The organism is Kineococcus glutinatus (genome assembly GCF_039542765.1).
Classification (GTDB): Bacteria; Actinomycetota; Actinomycetes; order Actinomycetales; family Kineococcaceae; genus Kineococcus_A; species Kineococcus_A glutinatus.
Window position 1 is genome coordinate 1 of the sequence record NZ_BAABIL010000174.1, and the last position, 5,109, is coordinate 5,109.

The 5,109-nt window shown below is 72.2% G+C and carries 5 protein-coding genes; all 5 read right to left on the minus strand.

The features are described 5' to 3' along the window. The coding region (gene ctaD, locus ABEB16_RS07480; protein ID WP_345711634.1) for an aa3-type cytochrome oxidase subunit I at nt 1-1,691 on the minus strand (1,691 nt) is incomplete at its 3' end. After that, the gene (gene ctaC, locus ABEB16_RS07485; RefSeq protein ID WP_345711635.1) at nt 1,691-2,599 is read right to left on the minus strand and encodes an aa3-type cytochrome oxidase subunit II; all 909 of its coding nucleotides are present in this window, start codon (nt 2,597-2,599) and stop codon (nt 1,691-1,693) included. The genes ctaD and ctaC, both read right to left, overlap by 1 nt. A gap of 83 nt (nt 2,600-2,682) precedes the next feature. Continuing rightward, entirely contained in the window at nt 2,683-3,387 is a 705-nt protein-coding gene (gene aat / locus ABEB16_RS07490) for a leucyl/phenylalanyl-tRNA--protein transferase (RefSeq protein WP_345711636.1), read from the minus strand. Nucleotides 3,388-3,422: 35 nt separating this feature from the next. Continuing rightward, nucleotides 3,423-3,779 (minus strand): HesB/IscA family protein, encoded by a 357-nt coding sequence (locus ABEB16_RS07495; protein ID WP_345711637.1) that lies wholly within the window; start codon nt 3,777-3,779, stop codon nt 3,423-3,425. Between the two features lie 127 nt (nt 3,780-3,906). Continuing rightward, the coding region (locus tag ABEB16_RS07500; RefSeq protein WP_345711638.1) for a M20/M25/M40 family metallo-hydrolase at nt 3,907-5,109 on the minus strand (1,203 nt) is incomplete at its 5' end.

Consider the following 5,109-nt stretch of genomic DNA (forward strand, 5'->3'; position numbering starts at 1 on the left):
GCGGTCGGCGTGTCGTGCCCGACGACCTCGGGGTGGTGCAGGTCGAAGGCGGGCCGCTCGGAGCGGATGCGCGGCAGGGAGGTGAAGTTGTGCCGCGGCGGCGGGCAGGACGTCGCCCACTCCAGGGAGTTGCCGAAGCCCCACGGGTCGTCCACCTCGACCTTGGGCGCCTTGAGCGCGGTGCGGTAGACGTTCCACAGGAACGGCAGCATCGATGCGCCGAGGACGAAGGACCCGATCGTGGAGACCTGGTTCATCGTGGTGTAGCCGTCCTCCACCAGGTAGTCGGCGTAGCGGCGCGGCATGCCGACCGCGCCGAGCCAGTGCTGGATGAGGAAGGTGGTGTGGAAGCCGATGAAGAGCAGCCAGAAGTGGATCTTGCCGAGGCGCTCGTCGAGCATCTTCCCCGTGAACTTCGGCCACCAGAAGTAGAAGCCGGCGAACATCGCGAAGACCACCGTGCCGAACACCACGTAGTGGAAGTGCGCCACCACGAAGTAGGAGTCGGACAGCTGGAAGTCCAGCGGCGGGGAGGACAGGATCACGCCGGTCAGGCCGCCGAAGAGGAAGGTGACGAGGAAGCCGACCGACCACAGCAGCGGCGTGTCGAAGGTGAGCGACCCCCGCCACATCGTGCCGATCCAGGTGAAGAACTTCAGGCCCGTCGGGACCGCGATGAGCATCGTCATCAGCGCGAAGAAGGGCAGCAGGACCTTGCCGGTGACGTACATGTGGTGCGCCCACACCGTCACGGACAGACCCGCGATGGAGATCGTCGCGAAGACGAGGCCCTTGTAGCCGAAGACGGGCTTGCGGCTGAAGACGGGGATGATCTCGGTGATGATCCCGAAGAACGGCAGCGCGATGATGTAGACCTCGGGGTGCCCGAAGAACCAGAAGAGGTGCTGCCACAGCATCGGCCCGCCGTTGGCGGCCTCGTAGACGTGGGCCCCCATGACGCGGTCGGCGCCCAGGGCGAGCATCGCGGCCGCGAGGACGGGGAAGGCCATCAGCACCAGCACGCTGGTGATGAGGATGTTCCACGTGAAGATCGGCATCCGGAACATCGTCATGCCCGGGGCGCGCATGCAGATGATCGTGGTGACGAAGTTGACCGCGCCGAGGATCGTGCCGAAGCCGCCGAAGGCCAGGCCGAAGACCCACAGGTTGCCGCCGAGACCGGGCGAGTGCACCGCGTCGGACAGCGGCGTGTAGGCGAACCAGCCGAAGCTGGCCGCACCCTGCGGGGTGAGGAAGCCCGCCCCGGCGATGAGACCGCCGAAGAGGTAGATCCAGTACGACAGCATGTTGAGGCGCGGGAAGGCCACGTCGGGCGAGCCGATCTGCAGCGGCATGATCGCGTTGGCGAAGGCCGCGAACAGCGGCGTCGCGAACAGCAGCAGCATGATCGTGCCGTGCATGGTGAACAGCTGGTTGTACTGGTCCTTGGAGCTGACCACCTGCATGCCGGGCTCGTACAGCTCGGCGCGGATCACCAGGGCCATGAGGCCGGCGAGGAGGAACCAGATGAAGGAGGTGATGAAGTACAGGTTGCCGATCACCTTGTGGTCGGTGCTCGTGATCCACTTGGTGACCACGCTGCCCCGCGAGCGGGGCACGACCACGCCGACGGGCTGCCTCGTCGCGGTGCGGGCGACGCTGCCGGGAGGGCTGATGCTCTCAGCGGCCATTAGTGGTTGGTCCCTTCACTATCGCGCGGCACAGCGGCGTTGCGCTCGACCTCGCCGGCGAGCTGGGTGGAGAGCTGTCCCTCCTGGCCCTTGTCGCGCAGGTCCTCGATGTAGCTGTCGTACTCGTCCTCCGACACCACGCGGACGTTGAAGAGCATCTCCGAGTGGTACTCGCCGCACAGCTCGGCGCACTTGCCCTGGAAGACGCCCTCCTTGGTCGGGCGCACGACGAACTCGTTCGGGCTGCCGGCGATGGCGTCCATCTTGAAGAGGAACGCCGGGATCCAGAAGGAGTGGTTGACGTCGATGGAGACGACCTGGAAGCGGACGTCCTGGTCCACCGGCAGCACCAGCTCGGGCAGGGTGGCCTCGACGCCCTCGACGCCCGTCAGCGTGGCCTGCCGGCCCGGGGAGTAGACGTCCTCCTCGACGTAGTTGAAGTCCCAGCCCCACTTCTTGCCGATCACCGCGACCGTGTGGTCGACGTTGCCGGTGCGGTCGAGGATCGCGGCCTCGTCGCGCGCCGTGTAGAAGAACAGGACGCCCACCATCATGACCGGCACGGTGGTGTACAGGATCTCGATGGGCAGGTTGTACCGCACCTGCGGCGGCAGCTCGGGGTCGCCCTTGCGGCGGCGGTAGGCCACGGCGCACCAGAGCGTGAGGCCCCAGACGACGATGCCGACCAGCAGGGCCGCGATCCAGGAGCCGTTCCACAGCGCCTGGATGCGGTCGGTGTGGTTGGTGGCGCCCACGCTGTCGAGCGGCAGGTAGCCGTGGGCGAAGTCGCTGCTGGCCCTTCCGGAACCGCAGGCGGTGAGGACGAGCGCGAGGCCCGCCCCGGCGGCGGCGCGCAACGGCCACGACCAGCGGCGGCGCGGTGCGGCGTACGAGTCTCGGGTGCCCAACGTCGGCCTCTCCACGTCCCTCGATCGGATCCCGCCGCTGGCGGCCGGCGACGAACCGGACGCGCAGGGCGTTCGCGCCGAGACTACCCCCCGGGTCCCCGCGGGGCCCCGTCGGGGCGTCGGGCGAAGGCGGGTGGCGCGGGCAGGGCCAGGACCGCGCCGAGCGCCGCGCGGTACTCCGCGCGCCCCACCTCCTCCACGCCGAGGGTGGCGAGGTGGTCTGTGCACCACTGCACGTCCACGAGGCGGCCGGCGGTGCCGTCGGCCAGCAGCAGCCGGGCCAGGGCCACGACGGCGGCCTTGGAGGCACCGGTGACGCGGTGGAACTTCGACTCCGCGGCGAACAGGCCGCCGATCGAGACGCCGTACAGACCGCCCACCAGCGCGCCCTCGCACCACGTCTCCACCGAGTGCGCCCAGCCGAGGCGGTGCAGCTCGCCGTAGGCGGCGGCGACCTGCCGGGTGATCCACGCACCGCTGCGGGCCGGGTCGGCGCACCCGGCCACCACGGCGTCGAAGGCGGTGTCCACCCGCACCTCGAAGCGGGGCAGGGCGCGGCGCAGCGAGCGGGAGACGTGGACCCGCTCCGGGACCAGGACACCGCGGGGGTCCGGGGACCACCAGCCCAGGGGTGGGCGCCCGCGCCGGCCGAGCCCCATCGGGAAGTACCCGGCCCGGTAGGCGGCCAGGAGGGTGGCGGCGCGCAGGTCCCCGCCCGCGGCCACGAGGTCGTCCCCGGGCCGCGGGCGCAGGCGCGTGAAGTCCAGGCGCGAGGGCCCCGGGTCCACCGGCCAGCCGGCCGGCGGCGCGGGGTCGCCCGGGATCAGCTGAAGGAGTCGCCGCAGGCGCAGCTGCTGCCCGCGTTGGGGTTGTCGATGGTGAAGCCCTGCTTCTCGATGGTGTCGGCGAAGTCGATCGTCGCCCCGTCGAGGTAGGGGGCGCTCATCCGGTCCACCACGACGCCGACGCCGCCGAACTCGCGCAGCGCGTCACCGTCGAGCTCGCGCTCGTCGAAGTAGAGCTGGTAGATCAGGCCGGAGCACCCGCCGGGCTGCACGGCGATGCGCAGGCGCAGGTCGTCGCGACCCTCCTGCTCCAGCAGCGCCTTGACCTTGGCGGCGGCCACGTCGGTGAGCTCGACCCCGTGGGTCGCGGTGGTGGTTCCGTCCTGGACGGTCATCGGTGTCGTCTCCGCTCGGCTCGACAGCTGTGGACCGGCCGTCCTGCGGCCGGTCTCCTCCCCCGACAACCGGCGCGGCGCGCGCGCTGTTCCCGGGAGCGGCGCGCCCGGCGCCGGAGCGCCCAGACTACGCCGCGCCGCCACCCTCCCCCACCGCGGCGAGCGCGTCGAGGAGCAGGACGTGGGCCAGGCAGGCGCGCTCGAAGTCGGCCAGGTGCAGCGACTCGTCCGCCCCGTGGGCGCGGGAGTCGGGGTCCTCCACCCCCGTCACGAGGATCGCCGCGTCCGGGTAGACCGCGGCCAGCTCGGCGAGGAAGGGGATGGAGCCCCCCATGCCGAGCTCGACGACCTCGTGGTCGTAGGCCTCGGCGAAGGCCCGGCGGGCGAGGTGGTGGGCGGCGGCGGTGGTGTCCGAGGCGAAGGGCGCGCCGGTCTCGCCCTCCTCGACGAGCACCCGGGCGCCGAACGGCGCCCGGTCCTCCAGGTGCCGGCGCAGGGCGGCCATCGCCGCGACCGGGTCCTGGCCGGGGGCCAGCCGCAGCGAGACCCTGGCGCGCGCGGAGGGCAGCAGGGTGTTGCTCGAGCGGGCCACCGGCGGGGCGTCGAGACCGATGACCGACAGGGCCGGGCGGGTCCACAGCCGCTGCTCCAGGGACCCGGTCCCCGCCAGCCGCACCCCGTCCAGCACGCCGGCGTCGGCGCGGAACCGCTCCTCGGTGAGGTCGGTGCCCGGGGCGTCGCCGCGCACCAGGCCGGCCACGGCCACGTCGCCGGCCTCGTCGTGCAGCGTCGCCAGCAGCCGGCACAGGCAGGTCAGGGCGTCCAGGACCGGGCCGCCGTTGACGCCGGAGTGCACGGCGTGGGAGAGGACGTCGACGCGGACGGTGCAGTCGACGAGGCCGCGCAGGGTCGTCGTGAGGCCCGGGACGCCCACCCGCCAGTTCGTCGAGTCGGCGACGACGATCACGTCGGCGGCGAGGGCCTCGCGGTGCGCGGCGAGGAAGGCCGCGAAGGTGGGCGAGCCGATCTCCTCCTCACCCTCGACGAAGACGGTGACGCCGACCCCCCCGTCGGCACCCCACAGCGGCAGCAGGGTCCGCAGCGCGGCGACGTGCACCATGAGCCCGGCCTTGTCGTCGGCGGCACCGCGGCCGAAGAGGCGCCCGTCGCGCTCGACGGGCTCGAAGGGCGCGCTGGCCCAGTCGCCGTCCTCCCCGGGGGGCTGCACGTCGTGGTGGGCGTACAGCAGCACGGTGGGCCGCCCGGGGGGCGCGGGGCGGGAGGCCACCACCGCCGCGGCCGCGGGCCGGCCGGCGGCGTCGGTGAGCTC

Excerpts from the sequence above, each read along its gene's own strand:
- ABEB16_RS07495 (WP_345711637.1), bottom strand. The coding sequence starts at position 3,779 with ATGACCGTCCAGGACGGAACCACCACCGCGACCCACGGGGTCGAGCTC.